This is a genomic window from Spirosoma terrae, from assembly GCF_010435915.1.
Taxonomy (GTDB): Bacteria; Bacteroidota; Bacteroidia; order Cytophagales; family Spirosomataceae; genus Spirosoma; species Spirosoma terrae.
This window is the reverse complement of the sequence record NZ_JAAFZH010000017.1, coordinates 151992-175935: the sequence shown is the minus strand read 5'-3', so window position 1 is coordinate 175935 and position 23944 is coordinate 151992. Positions and strand designations below refer to the sequence as shown.

The window sequence follows — 23944 nt, the reverse complement described above, 5'->3', positions numbered from 1 at the left end:
GACCGACAACGCCTTTTCTCGTTTTAAGGCCTCTGTTTTTATAAAAGTTGAGAGCTGAGCGTATTAAGATCGATTTGATCAAAATTTCCAGAACTCATAAATAGAAAGACATCGGCTTCGCTTTTATTGTCGATTAAAAAGCGTTGCATCTTATCACTTTCTGTGAACACGTTGAGATCTGAACGTCCGAATGACCGTTCTACATCCTGAGTTGTTATTGGATCGATCTGGTCGCGGTAAGGCTGAGCATTGATGTTAAAATAGACTACAGCTACGTCGGCAGCACTCAATGTGTTTTTATACTCAATGAGAAAGCTTTTGCTTAAGCTACTAAAGCTGTGTAATTCTAAAATAGCATATAACTTTTCAGTACTGTACTGCTTCTTTACAGCCTCTATGGATGCTTCCACTTTTGCAGGTGAGTGCGCAAAATCTCGTATTATAATTCGTTTATTAGAGTCACTACTAATTCGCTCAGCTATTTTTTCTAAACGTAATGCTACCGGTTTAAATGAAGGAATGGCCTCATAAAACTGATTTTCTGTGATGCCAATACGGTCGCAAATAGTCATTGCTCCACTAATGTTTTTCAAATTATAGTCTCCGAATAGCTGCACCAGAATCTTGTTCCCCTGTTTATCGACTAGAAATGTCTGGTTGTCAATAATTTCGCTCTTGTGTGCTTGGTAAGGCACCTTGGTGATGTCAGCGCGTTCTTTTTGACCAATAACATCAAGCATGTCATCAGATTCATCAAAAACCAAAATACCGCCTTTAGGCATCGCTTCTGCTAAGAGCTCAAACTGATCCACATAAGCCTCCCAGGTAGGATAAAGATTAACATGGTCCCAGGCAATTCCGCTGATCAGTGCAATGTGTGGATGGTAATGTAAAAATTTAGGCTGTGAATCGATAGGAGAAGAAGCATACTCGTCGCCCTCAATAATGATAACTGGAGAGTCAGAGGTTAACTTAGCCATCGTTTCAAACCCATGTATTTGCTCGCCGACCAAGTAATCAAAGGAGCGATTATGATATTGTAATACGTGCAGGATAATGGCTGTGATAGTTGTCTTGCCATGACTACCTGCAATAACAACACGTTGCTTTTGTTGACTCTGCTGGTATAGAAATTCGGGATAAGAAAAGATAGGTAAGCCTAATTCCTGAGCTTTAACTAATTCAGGATTATCAACCAGCGCATGCATTCCTACTATAACGGCACTTAATCCAGCATGTATTTTTTCTGGAAACCAACCTGTTTCTACAGGCAATAAGCCATGTTGTAATAAACGGGATCGTGAAGGGTCATAGATAGTGTCGTCAGATCCTGTAATAATATAGCCTTGTTGTTGAAGAGCTATGGCAAGGTTGTGCATGGCACTACCTCCAATTGAAATAAAGTGGATGGCTTGAGGCATTCGGTAAATCTGTCAGTGTCGAATGGCAAAAGTAGGGCTTCTTTTGGTTTTGAAGAAAGAAGGTAAGCCAGCGGGATAAGAGCTGTGTTTCGATACTATTAAATTTAAGTAGGTATGCGAATCAAACCTCTGGCTTTTTCGTTGATTATTTTGCGAATAATAATGCTTGGAAAGCCCACTTTTCAGGGCCAAATTCGCGCCTATTTTTCAGAATAAACAGTAACGATAACTATAAGCCATAATATAGACGTATTATGGTAAACTACCTATTTATGCGTAGAACAAAGGGATGAAGACTTACTATGACCTGATTGACCAGACATTTGAATTTCCAACCAGAGAGTTCAATGTAGAGAACAACGAGTTAATGTTCAACAATGTACCTTTAATGGACATTGTCAAACAGTATGGGACGCCCCTTAAGCTGACTTATCTGCCGAAAATTACAGAGCATATTGAACACGCTAAACTGCTGTTCAAGAATGCTATGAAGCGATATAACTACAAAGGAAACTATACGTACTGTTACTGTACAAAGTCATCCCATTTTCGATTTGTGCTGGAAGAAGCACTGAAGAATAATATCCATCTTGAGTCGTCATCGGCTTATGATATTCCTATTATCCGGGAGTTGCATAAGATGGGCAAAGTCTCGAAAAGTACTTATATCATCTGCAACGGTTATAAACGACCACTTTATACACAATACATAAGTGAACTCATCAACGATGGATTTACGAACTGTATTCCGGTGCTGGATAACCTCAAAGAAATTGAAGCGTACGAAAATTCCATAACGGCCGATACGGTGAATTTTGGTATCCGTATTGCCACTGATGAAGAACCCAACTTTGCGTTTTATACATCGCGTCTGGGGGTACGTTACAGCGATGTCAATGAGCTGTATCGGAGTAAGATACAGCCGAATGAGCGGTTTAAGCTCAAAATGCTGCATTTCTTTATCAATACGGGTATAAAAGACAGCGCTTACTACTGGAGCGAGCTGAGCCGGTTTATGTATAAATACTGCGAGTTGAGAAAGGTATGTCCAGATCTCGACTCGATTGATATTGGTGGTGGAATGCCCATTCAAACCTCATTCCAGTTTACGTACGATTACCAGGCTATGATCGATCAGATCGTAGAAAGCATTCAGTGGATCTGTAATAAAAACAACGTACCAGTTCCGCATATTTTCACCGAATTCGGGTCATATACAGTTGGCGAAAGTGGCGCAGTTATCTATAAAGTAATCGATCAGAAGCTGCAGAACGACAAAGAATTGTGGTATATGATCGATGGGTCATTTATTACGCAGTTACCAGACTCTTGGGGGTTAGGGCAGAAATACATCATGTTGTCAGTCAATAACTGGGATAACCCGTATCAGAAGGTTAATCTGGGTGGACTAACGTGTGATTCTCACGATTTTTACAATACCGAAGCCCATAGTGCTGACTTGTATCTGCCAATTTTTGATCAGCAAGCCGAAGATCAATACGTTGGCTTATTCCATACAGGAGCTTATCAGGAATCGCTTGGCGGCTACGGAGGTATTCAGCATTGCCTGATTCCGGCCCCTCAGCACGTAATAATTGATAAAGACGAAGAAGGTAACCTTCGCTCCAGATTATTCGCTCCTGAGCAAAATAGCGAGGTTATGCTTAAAATCTTAGGTTTTGGCAATGCTGAACCCGGAATGACTGAACTGGAAGCGACAGAAGCTGCCGAAGAGCGTATAGAGGAAGAGTTAATAAAAGACGATAATTAAAGGGCTGTCTGCTAACAGGTCTGTAATATAGCCCGGACGATAAAGCGAAGAATGATTGTATGCTTTCTGGCACTATTTTCGTTTATTATTCTGAATTAAAGGCAAAACGGAACCGATATTTCATGAAAAAACTACTGATTCTAGGCGCTACGCTGGCGACACTGTCGCTCGGATCGTGTGCTCGTAAGGCAAATTGTCCAGCGTATGGTAGTGTGCATAAGCCTGCACCAACGCAACAGGCTAAGGTGTAAAGAAGATACGTAACATGAAAAAGGGCCAGCATTTCGAACGCTGACCCTTTTTTATGTTACGTATAATTAAGTACTAGTTTCGACGCTTCAAGTAGATTTGGAGCTTGTTTATCGGAGTCTGTCGGTAGTTCAGCGTTGTGAACGATATGTAGCGTTCGAACACCAACGCGTTTCCCCGCCTGAATATCCCGTGGTGCGTCACCGATCATCCAGGATTCATCGGGCGTAATATTATATTTCGCCATTGCTTTTTCAAGCAGTAGCGAACCTGGTTTACGGGTTAACGACTGTGTATCATAACTTGGGTGGTGGGGGCAGTAGTAGATATCATCGATAAGATGACCGCACTGTTCCTGAAGGTAGTCATAGCATTTCATTACGTCATCACGCGTATACAAACCTTTGGCTATACCTGCCTGATTCGTGATAACGATGAGTAAATAACCAGCCTCTTTTAATAATCGTAATGCTTCGGGTACACCATCCGGTATAATGAAGTCTTCAATCCGATATACATAATCGGGCCTGTCTTCATTTAAGACACCATCTCTATCCAGAAAAATACACTTATTCATTAGTAGTGACAATCTGCAATTTGGGCAATAATACAAAAAGGTATTAAAATTATTGTATTATCATGAATGCGTGTTCTATACATTATTTCTGAACGGCCGCAAAAAAGCATCTATGACAGATAATTGTAAGTCATAGATGCTTCCTTAACGTATTAAAATGAACGTATGTTTACGATTGTAAATCCCGTAAACGTTGTTCTAAAGCCTGAATTTTGGCTTCTGCATCAGCAAGTTTCTGGCGCTCACGGTCAACTACATCCGCTTTCGCATTCGCAACGAATTTTTCGTTTGATAGCTTTTTTAGCGTTGCGTCCCGGAAACCAACGTTATACTCCAGTTCTTTCTGAGTAGCAGCAATCTCCTGTTCAACGTCAATTTCGCTGGCGATATCAACAAAAAACTCATCGCCCTTAATAAGGAAGGATAAACCATCGGCCTTTTCTGCTACGTAGGAAATTGCCGAAACATTGGCCATTTTCTGAATCAATAACTCAAGCGCATTAAATCGCTCAGATGCTGAAGTTTTTATAGCTAAAGGCAATTCCGTTTTAGGCGAAATCTGTTTCGCATTACGTATGTTTCGCACGCTGCTGATGATCTCGAACAGCGTTTCGAAGTCGGTGAGAATCTTCGTATCAGCATCATTGGCTTTTGGGAAAGCGGAAACACAGATACTAGTCCCTTCACTACGTTCGCGGATTTCCTGCCATATTTCTTCTGTAATGAACGGCATGAATGGATGAGCCAGACACATCAGTTGTTCAAAGAAGTTGATGGTAGCCTCATACGTAGCACGATCAATGGGTTGTTCAAAGCCTGGCTTGATCAGCTCCAGATATTGCGAGCAGAAGTCATCCCAGATCAGTTTATAAATGGCCTGTAGCGCATCCGAAATACGGAATTTGCTGAAATGATCTTCAATTTCGACTAACGTAACGCTCAGTTTCGATTCAAACCAACGTATCGCCAGTTGTTCGCTGCCAGCAGTTGGCTGATCGCTAACCGTCCAGCCCTTTACTAACCGGAATGCGTTCCAGATTTTGTTGCTGAAATTTCGACCCTGTTCGCACAATTTCTCATCAAATAAAAGATCATTACCGGCAGCCGAGCTAAACAACATACCAGTCCGTACGCCATCTGCGCCATATTTATCAATAAGATCGAGCGGGTCGGGTGAGTTGCCGAGCTGTTTCGACATTTTACGACCCAACTTATCGCGGACCATCCCGGTAAAATAAACGTCCTTGAATGGCCGTTCTCCCCGGTATTCATAACCAGCGATGATCATACGGGCTACCCAGAAGAAAATAATATCAAAACCGGTAACGAGCGTGCTGGTCGGATAGTAGTAGTTAATATCGGCATTGTTTGGATCTTTTAATCCGTTGAAAACCGATATAGGCCACAACCACGATGAGAACCAGGTATCTAATACGTCCTCATCCTGCACAAGATCAGCTTCCGTTAAGGCAAACAATTGATAATCGCGCTGTGCTTTCCGGAGAGCTTCCCGCTTATTTTTCGCAACGATAATAGTACCGTCTTTCATGTAGAAAGCCGGAATACGCTGCCCCCACCATAGTTGTCGGCTAATACACCAGTCGTGAGGATTCTCCATCCAGGAACGATACATGTTCTTGAATTTAGACGGATGGAGCTGAATAGTATCGTTCATTACGTTCTCGAAAGCTGGTTTCGAGATCTCATCCATTTTCAGGAACCACTGTAGTGATAGTCTGGGCTCAATAACGGCATTGGTACGTTCCGAGAAGCCAACGTTCGATTTGTAGTCTTCGGCCTTAACCAGATTACCCGATTCTTCAAGTAGTTTGATAATGGCTTTTCGGGCCGCAAAACGATCCTGACCAACCAGAATCTGAGCCTTGTCATTCAGTGTACCGTTGTCGTTGAGAATGTCCAGAACGGGTAGATTATGTTTTATCCCCAGTGTATAGTCATTAGGGTCATGGGCGGGCGTAACTTTCAGCCCCCCCGTTCCGAAATCCATCGTTACGTAGTCATCCAGGATGATTGGAATCTCACGATTAACGAGCGGAATAATAGCCTTTTTACCATGTAAATGCTGATAGCGGTCATCATTCGGATTGACGGCAATAGCCGCATCGGCCATAATCGTTTCCGGACGAACAGTAGCAATCGTGATAAAGTCATTGCCCTGGCTTCCGGCAATCTCATAACGAATGTAAACCAGTTTCTGCTGAACCTCTTTGGTGATAACTTCTTCATCCGAAACCGCCGTAAGACCTTGCGGGTCCCAGTTCACCATCCGAACACCCCGGTAAATCTTTCCTTTTTCAAATAAATCAACAAATACGTCGATAACAGAGTCATACAGGTCTGGCTCCATCGTAAACCGTGTCCGATCCCAGTCGCAGGAGGCACCAAGTTTACGTAGCTGCTTCAGAATGATGCCGCCATATTTATGCGTCCATTCCCAGGCATACTCCATAAATTGCTCACGGGTCAGATCATGTTTATTGATGCCCCGTTCTTTAAGCATAGCCACCACTTTCGCTTCGGTAGCAATGCTGGCATGGTCGGTTCCCGGAACCCAGCAGGCATTTTTTCCTTCCATACGTGCTTTACGAATCAGTACGTCCTGAATCGTATTGTTGAGCATGTGGCCCATATGGAGCACGCCCGTTACGTTGGGTGGCGGAATGACAATCGTGTAGGGTTCGCGTGTATCAGATGGATCGCTGGGTGGAGTCGATTTAAAAAACTGGTTATCAAGCCAATATTGATACCATTTTTCCTCAATGTCCTGTGGGGTGTATGTTTTTGAAATCATAAAGCAGTCGGAACTACTTCGTTTTCCTACAGTAAATTGTTGTAGGTAATATGAAGCAGAATTACAGATATAACAGCAAAATTAGCTAAATTGGATAGGGTGTAAAAACGAAAGGGCTTCTTTCAGAGTTTTAACCACATACTTCATGGCTTGCCTATGGAATTTGGAAAAATACATAACCTCGACGCTATCAATCTTACCCTACCGCCTGGTCCGGCATTCAATGCGCGTCTATGGGCAGGAATAGAACCTACGAAACACCCTAATATATTTATTGGGGGACCAATCTGGGCCAATAAAGATTATGTCGGAAAAGTGTATCCTTCCAATGCAAAGGAACGTGATTTCCTGCATTATTATACCCGGCAGTTTAACACGATTGAGCTAAATCTGACCCATTATCAGATTCCAACCGTGAATATGATTGACAAATGGAAAGCAGAGGCAACATCAGGCTTTACGTACTGTCCCAAATTTCCTCAGATTATCAGCCATGAACGCCAATTAGTAGCAACCGAAGGGCTGACAGAAGAGTTCGTAAACGCCATATTCGGTCTGGAAGAATATTTAGGGATGACATTTTTACAACTGCCACCCTCTTTTGCCCCTGCTAAGTGGCCATTGCTGGAAGCATATCTAAAAAGTCTGCCCGATGATCTGGACGTAGCTGTCGAATTCCGGCATCCAGACTGGTTCAGCAAAGCCGCCTTTTGGCAGCAAACGCTCGAACGACTTCAGGCGTTGCATCGGCACTTAGTGATTACCGACGTAGCGGGTCGACGGGATGTGTTACATATGAGTTTGAGCAGTCCCGTTCTAACGCTACGTTTCATTGCCAATGAAGGTCATTCGAGCGACTATACACGTACTGATGCCTGGATACAACGGCTAAAAACCTGGTTTGACAAGGGACTGCAAACAGCCTACCTATTTATTCATGGTGGAGGAGACAACGATACGGCACCCGAACTGATTCTATACTGGATTCGGGAGTTAAATAAGCATTGTGGGCTGAATCTGCGCGAGCCTGTGCTTCAGCCCAAAGTAGTCCAGGGCAGTTTGTTTTGATTTGACTACACTACCCATTACTTTTGTTTCATGATACGTACTTACATAAACCATCGGCATCATCATTCTGGGCGGTAACGCGGCAGAACAAGATGCATGTGTTTGTGAGTTTGGAATGATAATCCCGATAACACAATATACAAAGCCCGGTTCTGCAAAGAGCTGGGTTTTTTCATTATGAAAACTGTCATAATAAAATACAACGCTGGTAACGTACAGTCGGTAATGTACGCGCTGGAAAGGCTGGGGGCAAGCTACGTATTAACTGACGACGAAGCCGAAATCCGATCGGCCGACAAGGTCATTTTTCCGGGTGTTGGAGAAGCCAGTACGGCCATGACTTATTTGCGGGAACGAGGTTTAGATAAGCTCATCCCATCGCTGAAACAACCTGTGCTGGGGACATGCGTTGGCATGCAGTTGATGTGCCGCTATTCCGAAGAAAATAATACAACCTGTATGGGGATCTTTGATATTGACGTTCGTCGATTTCCGGCCCGCCTTGGAGACGGGCTGCCTGGATTTAAAGTGCCCCATACAGGCTGGAATAATATTCATTCGCTGCAGGGACCACTAACAGAAGGGCTTTCTGAAAATGCCTATGTGTATTTTGTTCATAGTTACGCAGCTGATGTGTGTGCTGAAACAACGGCTATTTGTGATTACGTCCGGCCGTTTAGCGCCATGTTGCACCGGGATAATTTCTACGCAGCTCAATTTCACGCTGAAATCAGTGGAAACGTCGGACAGAGAATACTGGAGAACTTTCTGAAATTATAACCTTATAATCAATATATAAGCGATGTTATCCACAGAATTTTTTCTCAATTGTGGATAACATTGTGGATAACCTCTGACTTCACGAATGTATATCATACCTGCCATTGACCTGATCGAAGGTAAAGCGGTCCGGCTAACACAAGGCGACTATAGCCAGAAAAAAGAATATAATGCCCGGCCACTGGAAGTAGCTCAACAATTTGAAGATGCCGGGTTAACTCGCTTACATCTTGTCGATCTTGACGGGGCCAAGGAAAAGCGGGTTATCAACTGGAAAGTGCTGGAACAAATAGCTTCCAAAACAAGACTGCATATTGATTTTGGTGGCGGTGTTCAGTCGGACGATGATTTGCGGGTTGTGTTTGAATGCGGAGCTAAACAGGTAACAGGCGGTAGTATTGCGGTGAAGAAGCCCGAAGTTATGGAGCGCTGGTTGTCGCGTCACGGTGGCGACACTATTATTCTGGGTGCCGATGCCAAAAATGAAAAAATAGCTGTCAGCGGCTGGGAGGAGTCGACCGAAGTTTGGGTGTATGATTTTGTTGGCCAATGGGTTGAGAAAGGAATTCAGTACGTTATCAGCACCGACGTAGCAAAAGATGGCTTGCTGCAAGGACCTTCATTTGACTTATACCGAAATCTTCAGGATCAGTTTCCTGGCTTGAACGTAATTGCCAGTGGCGGAGTCAGCAATATGACCGATATAGAAACGCTGGCCGATATGAACGTTTATGGTGTTATTGTTGGCAAGGCGATTTATGAAGGACGCGTTACGTTGAAGGAGTTATCAGCTATTAATGGGCAATAGTCATGACCTCTAACTATACCATCAGCGCTGATAAAACGAAACTGAACGTTCCTGTTATTCATCGCTTTTTGAGCCAGGACGCGTATTGGTGTCAGAATATTCCCGTCGAGATTGTTCAGCGATCCATTGACAATTCGCTTTGTTTCGGTGTTTATTCGAACAATGATCAGCAAGTTGGCTTTGCGCGCGTTGTTACAGACCACGCTACGTTCGGCTATCTGGCTGACGTGTTTATTCTACCCGAACATCGGGGTAAAGGTTTATCAAAACAACTGGTGGCATTTATTATGGATTATCCGTCATTACAGGGGTTACGCCGGATAATGCTGGTTACGAAAGATGCACACGGCTTATATACACAGTTTGGTTTTAAGCCCATTGAGGAGCCTGAAAACACAATGGCTATTAAAAAATTTACCCATTACTAATGCTCACGAAACGTATTATTCCCTGTCTTGATATTAAAGATGGACGTACCGTTAAAGGCACCAACTTTGTTAATCTCCGCGATGCTGGTGATCCAGTCGCCTTAGCTGCCGTCTATGCTGAGCAAGGAGCCGACGAACTGGTTTTTCTGGACATTACGGCGACTGTTGACGAACGTAAAACGTTGATCGAGCTGGTACGTAACGTAGCGCATACGATCAATATTCCGTTTACGGTTGGTGGCGGAATTTCGTCGGTAGCTGACGTATCAGCCCTATTAAATGCAGGTGCTGACAAAATCTCGATCAACTCATCCGCTGTTCGAAATCCAGATCTGATCAATGAGCTAGCGTTGGAATTTGGGAGCCAGTGCATTGTTGTAGCTATCGATACACGCTGGATCAATTTGGAAGAAGGTGCTGGTAGTGCCGAACATGGAGCCGGAACGCTTAATGATGCAGAACCGCTGGCGGCACGCTACGAGCATATTGTGCATACGCACGGCGGACGTAAACCGACAATTCTTCGGACAATTGCCTGGGCGAAAGAAGTAGAAGAACGGGGCGCTGGCGAAATCTTGCTGACGTCGATGGATACGGATGGAACCAAAGCGGGGTTTGCTCTGGAATTAACAGCACAGATTTCGGGATCGGCTAATATACCCATTATTGCTTCGGGCGGGGCCGGTACAATGGATCATTTTGTGGATGTGTTCACGACAGGGAAAGCCGATGCCGGTTTGGCAGCCAGCATTTTCCACTTTAAAGAAATTGAGATACCGGCCTTAAAAGGCTATTTACGCGAAAAAGGAATCGAGATGCGGTTATAACGTAATAGCCTCTGGCTGTTTGAACAGGATGATGTCAAACCACCAGGGGCTAGTTGGAACTCAAAATTTGAATCCTAATTCCAGGGCAACAACCCGGTTTTTGGAAACGAGCTGGCTACCGCGAACAACATTGATCAAGCCTCGCTGATAACTCATGCCAATATTAAAAGCGTTGTTCTGATTGATTTTGTATTGAATGCCTGTGCCTAGCAGCATTTCAACATCGCCAAAACCATATTGCCGCCGATTCCCGCCACTCTCAGCCTGATATAAACCATTACGTTCGGGCTCCAGGGCTTTTTCGGCGAGTTTCAGGCTTAGCAAACCTCCCGTTTGAATATATAAGCGCATATTAGGCGCGATGTTGTTCGCAAAGAGCTTCACGCTAAGCGGTAACTGCAAGTATTGCAGATTGTAGATTGATTCTTTCTCGGGCGCGCCTGGATTCCATATCGTTTGTCCGAACGTACCGGGCATCTGAAAACCTGATCGTTTAACCGTATACCAAAGTCCGGTGCTGAATGCGTATCGGTTTTTGAAAAAGAAGTAGTCCAGCGAAGGCCCCAGACTCATACGAACCCCCGCCCCATTTTCCCGGAATCCTGAATAGCTGCCACTTCCTTCGGCTGTGTTCAAATCGAGCGAAGGAGCAAACCGGATGCTCATTTCGATGAGGTGCGTTGGCCAGGCATAATCAGGGCCAGATCCGTATCCGTTGTTTTCGTTGTCGTCACTGGTTTGCTGTTTGCGACGACGGCGTTTACGATCGTCATTATAATCCCGCCGATTTTGATCCTGACCGTCGTAATTATCGCCTAAAATTTTTCGGAATCGTTTCTCAGTTACGCTCGATTCCTTCGTTCTCATCTGGTAAAGGGCAGGAGATTTCGACTGGGCCCAGCTTTGAGCGGCAACCAGTATCATCAAAATCAGACCAAACCCTGCAACTTTTTTCATAATTTTGCACGTTTTCAATACAGAAAACCCCTGTGTTTCATGCGACTACAGACGGCCCTAGCCGGTATTTTTTGCTTATTTTTCTCCGCTTCGTGTACTAAAAACGAAGATGTTACGCTTATCCGATTAGATCAACAGCTTTTCTCTACTAAATCGTCCGATAGTGTCCGCGCATTTCTGAATCAGCATTCAGCTATTGCTCAATTGTACTTTAACGCGAACGGTGCCGGAAATGATACAGCCTTAGTCCAAGAATTGACCAACCGGGTTAATAATCCAGCTTTGAACGAGCTATATAAGCAGGTCGAAGCGGAGTTTGGCGATATGGCTGACTTGAAAAAAGAACTGGGCGAAGCGTTCACGAACATAAAAAAAGATTTTCCAGACTTTCGCCCGCCCAAAGTTGCTACGTTAGTAACAGGCTTTGCTGGCCCAGATCTGGTTGTTACGGATAGCCTTATCATCATTGGTATTGATTATTTTGCTGGACCTAAAGCTAAGTATCGTCCCCGTGGGCCGGAATTTCCTGAGTATATACTACGTCGATATCAGAAAGAATACATAGCACCCGCTATCGTTTTCTCCATTTCAGACAAATACAATGCCACCAACCGATCCGATCAGACGATGCTGGCCGATATGGTTTATTATGGCAAAGGGTACGTATTCACAAAAACAATGCTTCCGAACGTAGCAGATAGTCTGATCATCGGATACTCAGACAAGCAACTGACCGAAACGTTTAATGCTCAGGATGTCGTTTGGGGACATTTTATTGACAATCAGCTCCTCTATCAGACAAATCCAGCCATAAAACAGCGATATTTGAATGAAAGGCCGTTTACTGCCGAAATAGGGCAGAACTGCCCCGGCGCAATAGGCAGGTGGTTAGGCTGGCGGATCGTTAGTTTTTATCACGATGGTCATAGTAGTGTTAGCATTGCCGATTTAATGCGGAATGCGAATGCTCGACAAATTTTTGAGGAATCTGGCTATAAGGGTCAGACGCAGGAATGATCAATATCATATCCAGTCTGATTGTCAGGAAATATTTTTGACTGAATTACGACTATCTGAATGAGGATAGTTTATTGAGAAGCATCACAAACAATGGCAAAGCGAGGAGGAACCACTGGGGGAAGCAATTTTGGCGAAGAAGCCAGTAAAGAAGATAAAAAGAAAATAAGTCGGGAAGGATTTCAGAAAGCTTTACGTGTTTTTCGGTTTGTAAGACCCTATCGATTCCAGTATATAGTTGGATTCCTGTTTTTGATTTTATCGACAGGAACAACCATGAGCTTTGGTTTGCTCATTGGTCAGATTACGAGCGTTATTCAGGGGCATTCGGCGTTTACCCTTAACCAGGTTACGCTATTTTTCGTTGGCGTTTTAGTTGCCCAGGCTATTTTCTCCTTCTTTCGGATCTATTTCTTTTCGCAGGTTAGCGAACGGGCTATGGCCGACGTTCGTCGGGCCACCTACAGTAAAATCATTACGTTGCCAATCACCTTTTTCGAGAAGCGCCGGGTAGGAGAACTAACCAGCCGTATTTCGGCCGATGTTTCGCAGCTACAGGACGTATTGACATTAACGGTAGCCGAGCTTTTTCGGCAGGTTGCTACGTTGGCAATCGGTACCGGCATTATCTTTTACGTATCGTGGAAGTTGACATTATTTATGTTGGCGACCTTTCCGGTGATTATCGTTGCAGCTATGGTTTTCGGCCGGTTTATTCGCCGACTATCAAAGCAGGCGCAGGACCTGCTGGCTCAGGCTAACGTAGTGGTCGAAGAAACGTTGCAGTCGATAAACGTAGTAAAAGCGTTTACCAATGAGCGCATTGAAATCAATCGGTATGGTACGGCCTTAAATAAAGTGGTGGATACGGCGCTACGGGCGGCTAAATTCCGGGGTGTTTTTGTTTCATTCATCATTTTTGCGTTGTTCGGTGGTATCATTGGCGTTGTCTGGTACGGTGGCTCATTGGTGATGGCCAACGAAATGCCCTTTGCGAATCTGCTCACGTTTTTAGCCTACACAATGTTTATTGGCGGCTCCGTGGCCGGTATGGGCGATTTATACGCGCAGCTACAACGGACAATCGGCGCATCGGAACGTATTCTTGAAATTCTTGAAGAGCCGTCCGAAGTGGATGCTGATGAGGAACTACCGCTGTTTGTACCCGCTCACGGACACGTTCAATTCAACGACGTTCATTTCTCCTATCCGTCCCGTCCTGACGTAGCTGTTCTGAAAGGTATCTCGCTGGACGTAGCAGCCGGTCGGAAAATTGCCCTGGTTGGTAAAAGTGGCGCTGGCAAATCGACAATTGTACAACTGCTCATGCGGTATTATTCGACCGAAAGTGGCCAGATTACCGTCGACGATCGGGATCTGAACAGTTTCAATATTACTGATCTTCGGAAAAATATTGCCGTAGTGCCGCAGGAGGTGATTCTTTTTGGGGGAACAATCCTGGAAAATATTCAATATGGCAAGCCGGGCGCTACTGAAGCCGAAATTCGGGAAGCAGCCCGAAAAGCCAATGCACTTCAGTTCATCGAATCGTTTCCGGAAGGATTCCAGACAGTCGTTGGCGAACGAGGTGTTAAACTGTCGGGTGGACAGCGGCAACGTATCGCAATTGCCCGGGCTATTCTCAAAGATCCGGCTATTCTGATTCTGGATGAAGCCACCAGTTCGCTGGACGCCGAATCGGAGAAACTAGTACAGGAAGCATTGGATGAACTGATGCAAAACCGTACGACAATTATTATTGCGCACCGGCTGGCTACGATTCGGAAAGTAGACAAGATTTATGTGATTCGTGAAGGGCAAATTGCTGAATCAGGAACGCACGATGAATTAGCTATTCAGGAAGATGGCATCTATGCGAATCTGGTTAAATTGCAGTTTGAAACCATTGAATAGTGGTTTATGGTTTTAAGTTCATAGCTGATATTCACTGAATATAGAAATCAGTAGCATTACATACGATAAATCATAAACAGGAAACTAAATCATACACCGTCATGACTGCGGCTGCTAAAACCCTGAAAGACTTTAACCTCCGGCATACCAATGGCAGGGAGGAAGTGCTGGATTTGTTTCTGAATGCTGGGCATGCATTAGCGCATAACGACGTAGAGAGTGGCCTCGGTCCTGATCATGATCGAGTGACTATTTACCGGACGTTACGGACCTTTCTTGATAAAGGATTGCTTCATAAAGTACTTGATGATGAGGGAGGAACGAAATACGCTTTGTGCCGGGAGACCTGTGCTCACGGACATCATCATCACGACCATGTCCATTTTAAATGCGAAAATTGTGGACAAACAAAATGCCTGGAGCAGGTAAGAATTCCGTCAATTGCATTGCCGGAAGGGTACGACCGAAAGGAAATGAATCTGCTGATTCAGGGTGTTTGCCAGGATTGTAATAAGTAATTACGTAACGGAAAAAGCTTACAGGATTTAGAGCTTTCTCTTACTGTATAACTCTTGCTGTCGGCAGTGGAGACACTGCCGATTTTTTTATAGTGCATATGACCACAGAAACCACCTTCCAATCGCGCCAGAAACAATTTCTTGAGGCAGAGCAGGCTGCACAACGTCAGTATAATCAATTAGCATTCTGGCGGCTCATCTGGTTCGTTGCCAGCGCTGTAGTTGTCTGGCTGCTGGTTCAGGCAGATCAGGAAGCGGGGGCCTTCGTTAGTTCAGTAGTTGGTATTACAGGTTTCCTGGTTTTATTGAAAAAGCATCAGGCCATCCGTGAAAAACGGGACGTAAATCATTATCTGGCCTTCATTAACCAGGACGAAGCTGACCGGTTAAAACGTACTTATTTACGGCCGGAAACGGGGCAGCAATTTGCCAATCCAACCCATTTTTATTCCGGCGATCTGGACGTATTTGGTAAACATTCGTTGTTCCGTCTTCTCAACCGAACTCATACGTACGAAGGCCAAAAGCGGCTGGCCGACTGGCTGCAGACACCGACTGGCCCCGATGCCATTCGGCTACGTCAGCAAGCATCTCGTGAAATTCAGGATAAAATAGACTGGCGACAGCAGTTCGAAGCGCTGGCCTACATGCAGGAAACAACGGCTCATTCGCCTGACTCGCTAGTGAAATGGGCTACAGCCGAATTGGCACCAATGCCTGCTTATCTGAACGTAGCGCGGTTCTTATTACCTGCTATTACGTTAGGGTTATTTGTAGCCTGGCTTTCAGGTTACGTTCCCGGATCGATTGTTTTGATTGCCTTAGCTATTCATGGAGGATTACTGAGTCAGACGTCAGAGCGGGCGAAAGGGGTAAGCGAGCAAACGTTTGAAATTTCTGCCGCGCTACGTTCCTTCAGGTCATTATTCTACCAGGCTGAACAACTAAAAGGAGAGTCGTTACGGCTCAAGGCAATTAATCAGGCATTACAGTCTACGGATCGACTAGCTTCGGAAGCTATTGGGCAGCTGGCGAGTTTGACGGAAGGGTTAAACTATCGCAGAAACCCCTATTTCTATCTGTTCTTTGGCATCGCTACTTTGTGGGATGTTCACTATTTGTTCAGACTTGAGCAGTGGCGCCGTGAGCATGGGCCGCACCTTAGCCGTTGGTTTGACGCCCTGGGCGAACTAGAAGCAATAAATAGCCTGGCAGGCTTTGCGTATGCCCATCCGATGTATGCTACACCTGATATAGTCGACGATCAGCTTACATTGGTTGCTACGTCTGCTGCTCATCCACTACTTCCTCCCGACCGTAGCATAGCCAACTCGCTTACGCTGACAGGAAACGGGCAAACAATCTTAATTACAGGCTCTAATATGTCGGGTAAGAGCACATTTCTACGTACTATTGGAACGAACCTGGTGCTGGCATTAGCCGGTGCTGTTGTGAGTGCTGAGAATTTTGTTTGTTCGCCGGTACGTGTATTTACGAGTATGCGAACCCAGGATTCGCTGGAAGAAAGTACATCGTCGTTCTACGCCGAGTTAAAACGCCTGCAAACACTGATCTACTTAAGTCGGCAGTCTGAAAAGGTGCCTGTTCTTTATTTCCTGGATGAGATTCTGAAAGGAACGAACTCTGCAGACAGGCATAGAGGAGCTGAAGCGTTGATTCGCCAATTACACCGTACCACAGCATCAGGTTTCGTTTCCACCCACGATCTGGAGCTTGGGCAGTTAACGGATACGTCCAATTTTGTTCGCAATTACCATTTTCAGTCCGATCTTGTTGATGGTGAACTTATGTTTGATTACAAACTTCGGGATGGTATCTGCCAAAGCTTTAACGCAAGCCAGCTCATGCAGGCAATTGGTATAGAAATTAACCCGATTCAGAAATAAAGCCAGTGCCAACGTAGCGTAGGACCGATCTGCAGGGTAGGTGCCGGGATCTTGATGTATTTCAGCAAACCAAGAAGTAGTTTGGTGCCTGTTCTGCGTGGTTTAAAAAGCTTGACCAGATTAATATCAGGCGCTACGTACCACTCATGTCGACCCCCTAAACCATCGTGCCGAACACTCCAGGTTTGTGCATCCAGCCCCATGCCTATCGATACCTGTAGCCAGTCTGGCCAGCTCGTTTTCCAGCGATGGCCACCAAAATGCTCGGGTGAGAACGAAAACCAGTACGTCTGATTTACGTAATCATCAATAGAAAAGCGTTGTTGCGGTATGCCCCGCTCATCGAAATATTTCGTTGTCTGTTGCCAGTAGCTGGCTTTCCATTGAGCGTCTCGAAGAAAGCCCGATCGGTTTTGTAGCATGGGCCAAAAACCTCCCAGCGTTCCGGCTGCAACATCTTGCCAGCTAAATCCATACGTCGGCGAATAGGCATCTTTTAGTTCTATTCCTAACTCTACGAAAGCGGCTGATCCTAAAGCCAGCCATTCTGCTTTTCGTTGTGATAAACCTGCCCAGCGATACGCGTTGTAGTATATATCTGCAACAAAAATGCCACCTGTTAAATGAGCCACTTTATCTAAACCGCTGGCATAGGTAAGGTCACGGCCTTCATCGAAATGAAACGGAACACCTTTTTCGTTCCACCAGGTTCGTTGCAGATAAACGTAGGTTGAGCCCAGTGTTAGGAGCGACGTACTGCCAATAGCCCATAATCGGCCTGGTTTCAGTACGTGTTTTTGATCCGTACTATCGATATGGGTTGGTAGTGTATCAGCCTTATTGAACGTTAGTAGAGAGAATAATAGTAAGGTTTTCAAGCTTTTAGGATTTAGACCTGCAAGCTATTTATTTGTATTATTTTTTCTATTTTTTGTTTACTTATATTGTTGCCAATGCTTATTGACTTTTAGAATTGTTCTTTTTTATCTCCACGGAGTCCAAACATCCAACAAGCAGACTTGTTAGCAACAGAGAAAGCGGTATATTTGCCACCTTAGAAAATAGTATGCTTGCATACTATTGGTAAACTATACTTGGTGAAAATGCCGTTTAGAATTCTAACTATAGCCATAAAAAAAGCCTTCCCGAAAGAGAAGGCTTGCGTTAGGGTGGTGATGGACGGAATCGAACCGCCGACACAAGGATTTTCAGTCCTTTGCTCTACCAACTGAGCTACATCACCGTCTTGGGTGATGACCGCCGAAACGTGGGTGCAAAAGTACGCAGCCAGATTGGTTTTGCAAGACATCAACGATTTTTTTTTGTTTAAATTTCTTTGTCAAAAAGTATATTGCTGATTATCAGAGTAAAAAAAGTGTAAGGCGAATGGAAATTTTTCAGCAAATTTTATTCATCATAGCCGTAGGTAGTACGGTATGGTTTATAACCAAGCGAATACAGCTCATTAGCCGCGCAATCAAACTTGGTCGGTCTGAGAATAGATTTGACCATGCAGATGAACGGTTGAAAACGATGCTACTCGTAGCGTTTGGACAAAAAAAGATGTTTACCAACCCGTTGGTGGGTATAATGCACTTTGTGATCTACACGGGTTTTATTATCATCAATATTGAAATACTGGAGATCATATTGGATGGTATCCTGGGAACACACCGATTATTTGCGCCCTATATCACACCGGTTTATCCAGTTCTGATTGATGTTTTTGAGGTACTGGCCTTTGGGGTGCTAGCCGTGTGCGTCGTATTTTTATGCCGTCGATTTGTAGCGAAAGTAGATCGCTTTCAGGAAGAGAGACATCGTGAGATGACCCGCTGGCCACGTACCGATGCTGCTATCATTCTATTAGCAGAAATCTTTTTGATGATTGCCTTTCTAACCTGGAATGCTTCTGACAGCGTACTACGTGATCGGGGCGTGGGACATTATGGAGAGCTACAGGGTATTGTGCCCGACTTTATAATCAGCCAGTTTCTAAAACCGCTTTTTCTCAATTTCAGCGACAATGCTTTAATAGCTTATGAACGTAGCAGTTGGTGGTTACATATTTTGGGTATTATGGCATTTGCTGTGTACGTTACGTATTCCAAACACCTCCATATTGCGCTTGGCTTCCCCAATGTATATTTCTCTGATTTGCAGCCTAAGGGGGAAATGCAAAACATGCCCGAAATAACAAAGGAGGTGCAGCTAGCACTTGGTTTACCACTCACTACTGAGCCCGATGGTTCACAAGCTAATGATAATGGTGAACAACCTGGTGCGGATACGCCGGCAGAGATAGGCCGTTTTGGCGCTAAAGATGTGCAGGATCTGAAATGGATAAACCTGATGAATGCCTATAGTTGCACTGAATGTGGACGTTGTACAGCAGCTTGTCCCGCCAATATTACCGGCAAAAAGCTTTCTCCTCGTAAAATTATGATGGACACGCGCGATCGGCTGGAAGAAATTCAGCGCGGCTGGAAAACGCATGGACCCGACTACAGAGACGATAAATCGTTGCTGAATGATTATATAACGCCAGAAGAGTTGAATGCCTGCACAACCTGCCAGGCCTGCGTTAATGCATGTCCGGTCAATATTAACCCATTGGATATTATCCTTCAGCTACGTCGCTATCGGGTTATGGAAGAGTCACAGGCACCCGCATCATGGAATGCCATGTTTAGCAACATCGAAAATAACATGGCTCCCTGGAAATTTTCACCAAGTGACCGCTTCAACTGGGCTGATCAGGTTAATGATGTCAACTAAGTTTCGGCATCAGGTTAGGAAGCAATTGACCGTACTTATAGCGTAAGCTGCCTATTAACAATTATGACACAGGAAGTAAAAACATATACTGTACCGACTATGGCCGATATGGCTGCAGCGGGCCAAGAGCCAGAAATCTTGTTTTGGGTAGGTTGTGCTGGTTCGTTCGACGATCGATACAAGCGCGTAACTATCGCTTTTGTTCGTATTCTGAATCACATAGGTATCAAATTTGCCGTATTGGGGCCTGAAGAAGCCTGTACCGGTGACCCAGCTCGGCGGGCTGGCAATGAATTCCTGTTTCAGATGCAGGCCATGTCAAATATTCAGGTGTTGAATAGCTACAACGTAAAGAAAATTGTAACGGCTTGTCCACACTGTTTCAATACGCTTAAGAACGAGTACCCGGAACTTGGCGGTACGTACGACGTAATACACCATTCCCAGTTTTTACAGGAACTGATCAACGAAGGACGTATTAAAGTTAAGGATGGTGAATCGTTCAAAGGCAAAAAGATAACCTTTCACGATTCATGCTATTTGGGACGCGCTAATAAGATTTATGAAGCGCCACGGGATGTTTTAGCTGCGCTGGATGCGGACTTGGTGGAGATGAAGCGTGTTAAAGCCAATGGGCTGTGCTGTGGGGCAGGAGGAGCCCAGTATTTTAAAGAGCCTGAGCCCGGTAAGAAAGACGTCAATGTAGAGCGAGTAGAAGAAGCGCTGGGAACGGGGGCTGACACAATTGCAGTTGCCTGCCCATTCTGTATGACGATGATGTCGGACGGTGTGAAAAACAAAAATCGTGAAGATTCCGTAAAGGTTTTTGATATTTCAGAGCTAATTGCTCGGGGAGAGGGACTTTAATTTTGACCCTGGTGAATGATCATGCTACGTTCACTGTTCAGTCAGAAAACATCATTGCACCGGCGTGTGTGGCTAGCAATCCGGTCTAAATTCATCATGTAGTTATGTACGTTGATTTTGATACGTTGCCCGATCAGGCGCGGGTGTGGGTTTATCAGGCAAACCGTTCTCTTTCAGATAGGGAAGTAGAGTCTATCCAGGAAATCTTACAACCTGCCTTAAGCCAATGGGCTGCCCACGGGCAACCTTTGCTGGCTTCTGCGCAGGTTATTGATAATCGGTTTGTTGTACTGGGCGTTGATGAAGGATATACGCTGCCAAGTGGCTGTTCGATCGATTCTTCGGTTCGGACGCTTCAGGAAATTGGCCGGCAAATTTCCAGTAGTGGTAATCCCGTCGATTTTTTTGATAGATCGGCCGCTGTGAAATCTGAACAGGAGGGTGTTGTCGTATATCCGTTAGCTGCAATTAAGGCAGCTATATCGGAGGGAAAGCTGACCCCTGATATGCATATTGTTAATACGTTAGTAAAAACAAAGGCAGAGTTTTTGTCAGACTGGACAATTCGAGCGGGGGACTCCTGGTTAAAACGATACTTTAAAGCGATTGTAGCTTAATTGATGTTGCAGTCAGGAAAAGTCGGCTAATTGAAGAAAATATTTTCTTCAATTAGCCGACTTTAACATTGAGCGGATATAAAACGTTCACTGCCAAATCGTCATATTCTCTTGATTTTGAACCTTTTTTCAAACAAAGGACTGATTTTTGTGGTCAGTTCTAATAGTACTCAGCGATTTTGGTTCTGTCTAAATAATGAATTCGCTGAGAATTGCCTACGGTAAACGGCAATTTACTCTTACTTTTATGGCGACCATACACGAAGTTATGTCAGATACGCCAACTCGCGACGACGACCAATTGCTCCCCGACGGCGATTCTATCGACCAGCCCTCGGCCGATACACCTTCTCGTGGCTATACCGACGAGCAGAAGTATCAAATCTTTAATAAGGAGTTTATGCCCCACATAGACTCTATGTATAACTTTGCTTTTCGACTGACAACCGACGAGGATGATGCCAATGATCTCGTGCAGGACACTTATTTAAAGGCGTTTCGGTTCATTTCGTCGTTTGAGCAAGGAACTAACGCTAAAGCATGGCTGTTTCGGATTCTGAAGAACAGCTTCATAAACGATTATCGGAAAAAAAGTAAAGAACCTGCCAAGGTAGATTACCAGGACGTAGAGACAACGTATAACTCTGAAGATGCAGAAGCAGAGCATACGGTTGATCTTCGGGCTGAATCTGTTTCTGATTTAATCGGTGATGAAGTGGCAACAGCACTGAATTCGCTACCGGTAGATTTTCGGACGGTAATCATTCTTTGCGACATTGAAGGGTTTACGTATGAGGAGATGGCTAAGATTTTAGACATCCCAATCGGTACAGTACGTTCCCGATTGCACCGTGCTCGTAATCTATTGAAAGAAAAATTACGTGATTACGCATCTTCAATGGGATATAATGAAGAAAATGAAGATTAGACCGAACTTTTTCTAACTATATTTTGGTTCTGCTAGTAACTTAACGTATTACTATTCTTGGAATAAATAGAACATTTCCAATGCAAACGTCGTTACCATCGTCATCTTCATCCAACGCAAAGCCTGAGATGAAAGAACACTGCAGTCACAGGAAAGACTGCCTGAAGATGATACAATTAATTCTGGACGGGGAGGCAACTGATCAACAGCTCGCCAGATTAAAGGTAAATCTTGAGTCTTGCCAGCCTTGTATTGAGATGTACCATCTGGAAAAGGAAGTAAAAGAATTATTAACTAAACGAATGGAAAAACGATGCTGCCCCGAGCAGTTGGTTGCGACGATCAAATCGAAAATCTTGCGGTTTAGTTAATAGATTACAAAGCAAATTGGGGTAATCAGGGAAAACAGCAAATGTGGCCCTGATTACCCCAATTAATATTTTTACCCAACAAACTCATTACCCACCTTGGACGGTAAACTCATTATTTTCTCTGCCCCATCTGGTTCGGGCAAAACTACAATTGTCAAGCATCTGCTAGCCGAGAACAATAATCTCGGCTTTTCCATTTCGGCCTGCACCCGCGATCGGCGGGGGAGAAGTGAAGAAAACGGTAAAGACTATTATTTTTTATCGCCCGAAGAATTCAAACAAAAAATCGATGAGAACGAATTTGTTGAATGGGAAGAAGTCTATACGGGCGCTTTCTACGGTACGTTAAAATCAGAGATAGAACGTGTCTGGTCTACTGGTAAGCACGTTCTATTTGATGTTGATGTACAGGGCGGATTGAAGCTGAAAGAGTACTATGGCGAGAAAGCGCTGGCCGTTTTTGTACAAGTACCGGATGAAGAAACACTACGTCAACGCCTGATTGGGCGCGGATCAGAAACTGAAGAAAGCCTCTCCAAACGGTTATTTAAGGTTCACTTTGAAATGAGTTTCAAGGACCGATTTGATGTTATCCTGGTAAACGACGATTTAACAACGTCGCTCAAAAAGGCGCAGGAATTAGTGAACGACTTTGTTCGGGAAAATAAAGTACCAACTAAAGGTATAGTTATTTAGATTCCGTTCTGGATTATCGGCTTTGCGGTAATCCAGAACGCATAAACCATTCGCTTACTTTGCACATCGGATTATTTTTCGGTTCGTTCAATCCTATTCATGTTGGCCACCTCATTATTGCCAACACCATGGCGACGACTACCGATCTCGATCAGGTTTGGTTTGTTGTGTCTCCTCAGAACCCGTTTAAGAAGACCAAAAGTCTGCTGCACGAGTTTGATCGGTTGGATATGGTTGAACGGGCTATAGCCGACAATAGCCGCTTAAAAGCTACGGATATAGAGTTTTCGATGCCTAAGCCCAGTTATACGATTGATACGTTGGTAAGGCTTAGTGAGAAGTATCCGCAGCATACGTTCCGACTGATTATGGGGGAAGATAATCTGGAACAATTCGGTAACTGGAAGAATTACGACAAGATTCTGGATTACTACGGCTTGTATGTTTATCCGCGCCCCCGAGCTGTAGAAAGCCCATTCAAAACGCACCCGAACGTACGCCTGGTTGAAGCGCCATTGCTTGACATTTCGGCGACATTTATCCGAAACTGCATACGTTCAAATCGGTCGATACGATATATGGTTCCCGACGTAGTGGAGGAAATGATCGTACGTAAAAAGTTCTATTACTGAT

At 44.5% G+C, this 23944-nt stretch carries 22 protein-coding genes and 1 tRNA gene; 17 read left to right on the top strand and 6 right to left on the bottom strand.

Translation table 11 applies throughout. The features are described 5' to 3' along the window. Positions 1-38: 38 nt before the first annotated feature. Complete coding sequence (locus GK108_RS26610; protein ID WP_163954623.1) at positions 39-1421, bottom strand: UDP-N-acetylmuramate--L-alanine ligase; 1383 nt, start codon at positions 1419-1421, stop codon at positions 39-41. A 289-nt stretch (positions 1422-1710) separates the two neighbouring features. On the opposite strand from GK108_RS26610, the gene GK108_RS26605 reads away from it, so the two are divergent. Continuing rightward, on the top strand, positions 1711-3192 hold the full coding sequence (locus GK108_RS26605; RefSeq protein ID WP_163954622.1) for a type III PLP-dependent enzyme domain-containing protein: 1482 nt from the start codon (positions 1711-1713) through the stop codon (positions 3190-3192). 122 nt (positions 3193-3314) lie between these two features. Then, positions 3315-3443 (top strand): hypothetical protein, encoded by a 129-nt coding sequence (locus tag GK108_RS31445; protein WP_262887463.1) that lies wholly within the window; start codon positions 3315-3317, stop codon positions 3441-3443. 56 nt (positions 3444-3499) lie between these two features. Here the strand turns inward: GK108_RS31445 and GK108_RS26600 are convergent, their stop codons facing one another. Beyond that, a complete protein-coding gene (locus tag GK108_RS26600; RefSeq protein WP_163954621.1) occupies positions 3500-4018 on the bottom strand; it encodes a D-glycero-alpha-D-manno-heptose-1,7-bisphosphate 7-phosphatase in 519 nt (172 codons plus the stop codon). A 169-nt stretch (positions 4019-4187) separates the two neighbouring features. Next, the gene (locus GK108_RS26595) at positions 4188-6830 is read right to left on the bottom strand and encodes a valine--tRNA ligase (RefSeq protein ID WP_163954620.1); all 2643 of its coding nucleotides are present in this window, start codon (positions 6828-6830) and stop codon (positions 4188-4190) included. Between the two features lie 156 nt (positions 6831-6986). Here GK108_RS26595 and GK108_RS26590 point away from each other — a divergent pair, with 156 nt between their 5' ends. The 5 genes from GK108_RS26590 to hisF all read left to right on the top strand — a co-directional run bounded on the left by GK108_RS26590 (position 6987) and on the right by hisF (position 10741). Beyond that, complete coding sequence (locus tag GK108_RS26590) at positions 6987-7898, top strand: DUF72 domain-containing protein (RefSeq protein ID WP_163954619.1); 912 nt, start codon at positions 6987-6989, stop codon at positions 7896-7898. Positions 7899-8075: 177 nt separating this feature from the next. After that, the gene (hisH, locus tag GK108_RS26585; protein WP_163954618.1) at positions 8076-8678 is read left to right on the top strand and encodes an imidazole glycerol phosphate synthase subunit HisH; all 603 of its coding nucleotides are present in this window, start codon (positions 8076-8078) and stop codon (positions 8676-8678) included. A gap of 85 nt (positions 8679-8763) precedes the next feature. Next, positions 8764-9486: a 1-(5-phosphoribosyl)-5-[(5-phosphoribosylamino)methylideneamino]imidazole-4-carboxamide isomerase gene (gene hisA, locus GK108_RS26580; protein ID WP_163954617.1), complete on the top strand. Its 723-nt coding sequence runs from the start codon at positions 8764-8766 to the stop codon at positions 9484-9486. 2 nt (positions 9487-9488) lie between these two features. Further along, positions 9489-9914, top strand: coding sequence for a GNAT family N-acetyltransferase (locus tag GK108_RS26575; RefSeq protein ID WP_163954616.1), 426 nt, complete (start codon positions 9489-9491; stop codon positions 9912-9914). Then, a complete protein-coding gene (hisF, locus tag GK108_RS26570) occupies positions 9914-10741 on the top strand; it encodes an imidazole glycerol phosphate synthase subunit HisF (RefSeq protein WP_163954615.1) in 828 nt (275 codons plus the stop codon). The genes GK108_RS26575 and hisF overlap by 1 nt, the downstream gene beginning before the upstream one ends. A 60-nt stretch (positions 10742-10801) precedes the next feature. On the opposite strand, the gene GK108_RS26565 is transcribed toward hisF, so the two are convergent. After that, positions 10802-11698: a porin family protein gene (locus tag GK108_RS26565; RefSeq protein ID WP_163954614.1), complete on the bottom strand. Its 897-nt coding sequence runs from the start codon at positions 11696-11698 to the stop codon at positions 10802-10804. Positions 11699-11737: 39 nt separating this feature from the next. On the opposite strand from GK108_RS26565, the gene gldB reads away from it, so the two are divergent. From gldB to GK108_RS26545, 4 genes are all read left to right on the top strand, one after another. After that, entirely contained in the window at positions 11738-12715 is a 978-nt protein-coding gene (gene gldB / locus GK108_RS26560) for a gliding motility lipoprotein GldB (protein WP_163954613.1), read from the top strand. A gap of 93 nt (positions 12716-12808) precedes the next feature. Then, a complete protein-coding gene (locus GK108_RS26555) occupies positions 12809-14629 on the top strand; it encodes an ABC transporter ATP-binding protein (RefSeq protein ID WP_163954612.1) in 1821 nt (606 codons plus the stop codon). Between the two features lie 101 nt (positions 14630-14730). Beyond that, positions 14731-15147: a Fur family transcriptional regulator gene (locus GK108_RS26550; protein WP_163954611.1), complete on the top strand. Its 417-nt coding sequence runs from the start codon at positions 14731-14733 to the stop codon at positions 15145-15147. A gap of 98 nt (positions 15148-15245) precedes the next feature. After that, a complete protein-coding gene (locus GK108_RS26545; protein ID WP_163954610.1) occupies positions 15246-17054 on the top strand; it encodes a MutS-related protein in 1809 nt (602 codons plus the stop codon). Here GK108_RS26545 and GK108_RS26540 read toward each other — a convergent pair. Beyond that, entirely contained in the window at positions 17045-17932 is an 888-nt protein-coding gene (locus GK108_RS26540) for a DUF2279 domain-containing protein (protein WP_163954609.1), read from the bottom strand. The genes GK108_RS26545 and GK108_RS26540 overlap by 10 nt on opposite strands. Positions 17933-18224: 292 nt before the next feature. Further along, positions 18225-18297 (bottom strand) — tRNA-Phe (locus GK108_RS26535). A gap of 143 nt (positions 18298-18440) precedes the next feature. Between GK108_RS26535 and GK108_RS26530 the strand changes: the two genes are divergently transcribed. From GK108_RS26530 to nadD, 6 genes are all read left to right on the top strand, one after another. After that, complete coding sequence (locus GK108_RS26530; protein ID WP_163954608.1) at positions 18441-19832, top strand: 4Fe-4S dicluster domain-containing protein; 1392 nt, start codon at positions 18441-18443, stop codon at positions 19830-19832. 63 nt (positions 19833-19895) lie between these two features. After that, positions 19896-20699 carry a (Fe-S)-binding protein gene (locus tag GK108_RS26525; protein ID WP_246225191.1) on the top strand — a complete coding sequence of 268 codons (804 nt, stop codon included), beginning with the start codon at positions 19896-19898 and terminating at the stop codon, positions 20697-20699. A gap of 104 nt (positions 20700-20803) precedes the next feature. Next, entirely contained in the window at positions 20804-21316 is a 513-nt protein-coding gene (locus GK108_RS26520) for a hypothetical protein (RefSeq protein ID WP_163954607.1), read from the top strand. Positions 21317-21563: 247 nt separating this feature from the next. Further along, positions 21564-22244, top strand: coding sequence for a sigma-70 family RNA polymerase sigma factor (locus GK108_RS26515; RefSeq protein WP_246225189.1), 681 nt, complete (start codon positions 21564-21566; stop codon positions 22242-22244). A 467-nt stretch (positions 22245-22711) separates the two neighbouring features. Continuing rightward, positions 22712-23311: a guanylate kinase gene (gene gmk, locus GK108_RS26505; protein ID WP_163954606.1), complete on the top strand. Its 600-nt coding sequence runs from the start codon at positions 22712-22714 to the stop codon at positions 23309-23311. A gap of 59 nt (positions 23312-23370) precedes the next feature. Next, the gene (gene nadD / locus GK108_RS26500) at positions 23371-23943 is read left to right on the top strand and encodes a nicotinate (nicotinamide) nucleotide adenylyltransferase (protein WP_163954605.1); all 573 of its coding nucleotides are present in this window, start codon (positions 23371-23373) and stop codon (positions 23941-23943) included. Position 23944: the final 1 nt, after the last annotated feature.

Bases quoted from the DNA above. Each gene is read 5' to 3' on its own strand.
- gldB (WP_163954613.1), top strand. From the start codon at position 11,738: ATGCGACTACAGACGGCCCTAGCCGGTATTTTTTGCTTATTTTTCTCC.
- GK108_RS26565 (WP_163954614.1), bottom strand. From the start codon at position 11,698: ATGAAAAAAGTTGCAGGGTTTGGTCTGATTTTGATGATACTGGTTGCC.
- GK108_RS26520 (WP_163954607.1), top strand. From the start codon at position 20,804: ATGTACGTTGATTTTGATACGTTGCCCGATCAGGCGCGGGTGTGGGTT.
- GK108_RS26590 (WP_163954619.1), top strand. From the start codon at position 6,987: ATGGAATTTGGAAAAATACATAACCTCGACGCTATCAATCTTACCCTA.
- GK108_RS31445 (WP_262887463.1), top strand. From the start codon at position 3,315: ATGAAAAAACTACTGATTCTAGGCGCTACGCTGGCGACACTGTCGCTC.
- hisH (WP_163954618.1), top strand. From the start codon at position 8,076: ATGAAAACTGTCATAATAAAATACAACGCTGGTAACGTACAGTCGGTA.
- GK108_RS26575 (WP_163954616.1), top strand. From the start codon at position 9,489: ATGACCTCTAACTATACCATCAGCGCTGATAAAACGAAACTGAACGTT.
- GK108_RS26515 (WP_246225189.1), top strand. From the start codon at position 21,564: ATGGCGACCATACACGAAGTTATGTCAGATACGCCAACTCGCGACGAC.
- GK108_RS26555 (WP_163954612.1), top strand. From the start codon at position 12,809: ATGGCAAAGCGAGGAGGAACCACTGGGGGAAGCAATTTTGGCGAAGAA.
- hisF (WP_163954615.1), top strand. From the start codon at position 9,914: ATGCTCACGAAACGTATTATTCCCTGTCTTGATATTAAAGATGGACGT.
- GK108_RS26605 (WP_163954622.1), top strand. From the start codon at position 1,711: ATGAAGACTTACTATGACCTGATTGACCAGACATTTGAATTTCCAACC.
- GK108_RS26595 (WP_163954620.1), bottom strand. From the start codon at position 6,830: ATGATTTCAAAAACATACACCCCACAGGACATTGAGGAAAAATGGTAT.
- GK108_RS26530 (WP_163954608.1), top strand. From the start codon at position 18,441: ATGGAAATTTTTCAGCAAATTTTATTCATCATAGCCGTAGGTAGTACG.
- GK108_RS26610 (WP_163954623.1), bottom strand. From the start codon at position 1,421: ATGCCTCAAGCCATCCACTTTATTTCAATTGGAGGTAGTGCCATGCAC.
- GK108_RS26525 (WP_246225191.1), top strand. From the start codon at position 19,896: ATGACACAGGAAGTAAAAACATATACTGTACCGACTATGGCCGATATG.
- GK108_RS26600 (WP_163954621.1), bottom strand. From the start codon at position 4,018: ATGAATAAGTGTATTTTTCTGGATAGAGATGGTGTCTTAAATGAAGAC.
- GK108_RS26550 (WP_163954611.1), top strand. From the start codon at position 14,731: ATGACTGCGGCTGCTAAAACCCTGAAAGACTTTAACCTCCGGCATACC.
- GK108_RS26545 (WP_163954610.1), top strand. From the start codon at position 15,246: ATGACCACAGAAACCACCTTCCAATCGCGCCAGAAACAATTTCTTGAG.
- hisA (WP_163954617.1), top strand. From the start codon at position 8,764: ATGTATATCATACCTGCCATTGACCTGATCGAAGGTAAAGCGGTCCGG.